Annotated in this window: 3 protein-coding genes and 1 pseudogene; all 4 read left to right on the top strand. The window is 46.9% G+C overall.

Features of this window, described 5'->3' with window-relative positions:
• The coding region (locus ACFINS_RS09455) for a phage tail sheath C-terminal domain-containing protein (RefSeq protein ID WP_375706133.1) at positions 1 to 549 on the top strand (549 nt) is incomplete at its 5' end.
• 3 nt (positions 550 to 552) lie between these two features.
• Complete coding sequence (locus tag ACFINS_RS09450; protein WP_375620334.1) at positions 553 to 1,071, top strand: phage major tail tube protein; 519 nt, start codon at positions 553 to 555, stop codon at positions 1,069 to 1,071.
• 9 nt (positions 1,072 to 1,080) lie between these two features.
• The gene (locus tag ACFINS_RS09445; protein WP_375667721.1) at positions 1,081 to 1,494 is read left to right on the top strand and encodes a hypothetical protein; all 414 of its coding nucleotides are present in this window, start codon (positions 1,081 to 1,083) and stop codon (positions 1,492 to 1,494) included.
• Positions 1,495 to 1,625: 131 nt separating this feature from the next.
• Positions 1,626 to 3,485: pseudogene (locus tag ACFINS_RS09440) on the top strand (phage tail tape measure protein); the annotation flags it as partial.

Here is a 3,485-nt window from a genome sequence, read left to right as displayed (position 1 = left end):
TTTGATGGCGAAATTGATCATGAGGCAAATCGCCTTAACCAAGCCGATATTGCGACCTTTATTCCAGCACGGCTTAGTCAAAATGCGCATGGGCAAATGGCCGCCAATGGGCGCATTTTATGGGGAAATCATACCACCTCCAGTGATCCACTTTGGCGCTTTGTCAATGTGGTGCGCACCCGTGCAGCTTTGGAAAAAACCATCATTAACAATTTGCGCCCTTGGGCCAATGATGAGAATCTGACTGGTCAACATGTTATTGCCATTACCCGCTCTTTGACCAGCTTTCTTGATGATATGATTGCACGCGGTGCACTGCTTGGTGGGCGGGTTTGGTTTGATCGTGATTTAAATTCAAACAGCACTTTACAACTGGGGAAATTGCGGGTGGAATTTGATGCAGAAGAAGTGCCACCTCTAGAAGATTTAAGCTTTGGCAGCCGGCGCAATAGCGCTTATTTTGACCGTTTGGCGCAAGATATCCAAAAGAAAATGACTTATCAATTTGGCGATACGCTTGAAACTTATCGCAAAGCAGCAAGGAGTTAAAGCATGACTTTACGCATTGTACGCGGTTTTACCTTGATTGTTGATGATGATGTGAATCTTCACCTTGATCTTGAAACATTGAAACTGCCCACGTTGGAAGAAATTACAGAAACCTATCAACCGGGCGGCTCTGATATGCAAATTGATGTGAGCGGTCTTGGTGTGAAAGCTTTGAGTTTACAAATGAAAATCCGCAGCCATACCCCCGAAATTATCGGCATCTTTGGTGGTCCTCCTGGTCTTCGTCATAAATTCACTGGCAAAAAACATGTGATCTCTGAAGAAGATGGGCGTGAGCATGAACATTCCATTGATGTGACAGGGCGGTTGGTCAAAGTTGATAGCGAAGGCTTAACGGCTGGAAAAGCGACAGGCTATGATTGCGAGATCAAAAATATTTGGGACTATACGGAATTTTGGGATGGTTCTGTTTTGCACCGCTTTTCTTTTAAACGGGGCGGCTGGCTTGTCCGCAACGGGCAAGAGATCGGTTCTCGCCGCCGCTCTATTCTCAATTTATAGGAATTGATCATGACAAGTTTACAAACCAGCATTGACGTGGAATTGCAGGTTCCGTTTCTTTATCAAGATAAAGGTGGCAAAGAATCTCTCTGCAAGAAACTGACCTTTTATCGCCCCACTTTTAAGCATGCCAAGCAATTAGCGGTGCTCATTGGACCACAATTGACAGAGCTGCTGCTTCCTGAGTTTGGAGAGCAAAAAACCACTTTGAGCAATGATGTGCTTATCACGAAGCTTTCTCAAGTTTTGTTCACAAGTGAGGCAACAGAAGGCATCACAGCACTTTTGGCTGATATGTCACATGAATCTATTGAATTGATTGATCGAGTTGATGTGATGGATATTGTCGCAATATTGAAGGCTTTTTTTGCTTTTTTTACGCAACGCCAATCCTCTCTGCCAGACAATTTGGGGCAGAACTAGCCCTTTATTATCACTGGGCGCCTTCAGAGATTAACCAGATGGATTGGCTGGATGTGATTGCCTATCGAGAAGAACTCGCGCGCCTGAAAGCTCAAGAATATGAAAGCCATCAGTTAGGATAAAGAATCGTCATGGATGTTTCCCTTGTTGTGCGTTTTGTCAATCATCTGCAAGAGGGGATAGCTTCTGCCAAGCGGGATCTTGCAGCCTTTAGTTCAGATGTTGCACATTTCCAAAACAAGACAAGGCAGCATTTTAAAGGGTGGTTTGACCCTGAGCATCTTGAGGATGCGACAAAGAATGCGGAAAATGCTTTTAACCATGCGCGGGGGCGTATGGTGGGTGCGCTTGCGCAAACAGCAACCTTAATTGCACCGCTCTATAAAGCCATGCAATTTGATCAATCGATGAAGGGCTTGGAAAAGGTTCTCGATGCCCCCCTTGATCGCTTAAAGGAATTGCGCCGTTTTGCGCTTGAAACCTCCACCAAGATTCCGCTAGCGGCGCGTGAAGTTTTGGAACTGATGACCAGTGCCAGCCAAGCAGGGATTGGCGAACAAGATCTAGAAGCTTTTAGCATTTATGCCGCTAAAGCAGCTGTAGCTTTTGATATGACGGGAGATCAGATTGGGGAGCGCTTTGCCAAATTGCGCAATGTCTTTAAGCTTAATCAGGTAGGTATTGAAGATCTAGGCGATGCTATCAATCATCTCTCGAACCACATGGCGGCAAAGGCCAGTGAAGTGTCTGATTTTACCAATCGTGCCACCGGTGCGGCAACCATGTTTAAGTTGACAGCGCGGGAAACAGCAGCATTTGGTACGGCGATGATTTCTGCTGGGATTGTTCCAGAGAGTGCCGCGCGTGGTTTTAATGCCATGAGTGCCCGTATCCAGGCAGGAGGCAAACATATTGAAGATGCTTTTGCCAATATCGGGCTTTCCCGCGAAAAATTTATGCAAGATCTGGACAAAGATGCCACCGGTACTTTGGTGCGCTTTTTTAATGTGTTGGGTAAATCCGAACAGGGGATGCGCTCGCTGATTGCCATTGCGGGGCGCGATTTTACTGGTGATTTTGCCAAATTGGTGGGCAATCCAGAATTGTTAGGGCAAGCTTTAGATTATGTGAAAGATCCACAAGTCTTTAAAGGCTCGGTAGAGCAAGAAGCAGACAAACAAGCAACCGGTGCCATGCGGCAATTTGAGCTCTTACAAAACCGTATTGTGGCTTTGGGCATCACCATTGGTGAAGTGCTTCTGCCCCCCCTCAACAGTTTGATGGAAAGTGTTGGCAATTTTACTAATGGGCTTATGGCGTGGGCGAATGCCCATCCCACTTTAACAAGTGCCATTATCAAAACCATTGCCGCTCTGATGGCTTTTAATATTGCTCTGCGCGTGTTGCGCTTTACCATGGCTGGCACACGTCTTGGGATTCTTCAATTGATGGGCTCTTTTATCAAGATGGGTGCTGTTAGTCGTGGTGTTGCTGCAAGCTGGCGGGGCTTAGCAGCCGCAGGGCGCTCTCGCTGGGTTTAATAGCAGCAAGCTTTGGTGGAAGTGCGCTGCGTCTTCTTCGCCCCATGACTTTACTGGTAGGGGCTTTACGGGGGATTGCTGTCTCAGGAAGTGCATTTGCTGCCTCTTTTGGTTGGATGGGGACAGTGATCGAAGTGGTTGGGGCAAGTCTTTCCTCTGTTGTGGGGGGTATTTTTACCCCGATCGGGGCGGTCATTGCTGCTGTTGTGGCTGTCATCCTTGCTGCTGGTTTTGCTTTGTGGAAATATTGGGATCGTTTTTCTTCTTTTGTCAAAGGTTTTGCACGGGGGTATCTCGGGCTTGGGGGCGTGCCTTTGAAGCCGTCATGCGCTTTTTTGGTGCTGATACCACCACCATCACCAAATGGAAAAATATCATTGCTGCTGCTTTCGACTTCTCTTCCCATTGGCAAAAGTTTAAACAAGGACTTTCCTCTGTTGTCGAGTGGTT

This window comes from Bartonella sp. AA2SXKL (genome assembly GCF_042197205.1).
In the GTDB taxonomy this organism is placed as follows: domain Bacteria; phylum Pseudomonadota; class Alphaproteobacteria; order Rhizobiales; family Rhizobiaceae; genus Bartonella.
This window is presented reverse-complemented; position numbering and strand designations above follow the sequence as displayed.

Excerpts from the sequence above, each read along its gene's own strand:
- ACFINS_RS09450 (WP_375620334.1), top strand. The coding sequence starts at position 553 with ATGACTTTACGCATTGTACGCGGTTTTACCTTGATTGTTGATGATGAT.
- ACFINS_RS09445 (WP_375667721.1), top strand. The coding sequence starts at position 1,081 with ATGACAAGTTTACAAACCAGCATTGACGTGGAATTGCAGGTTCCGTTT.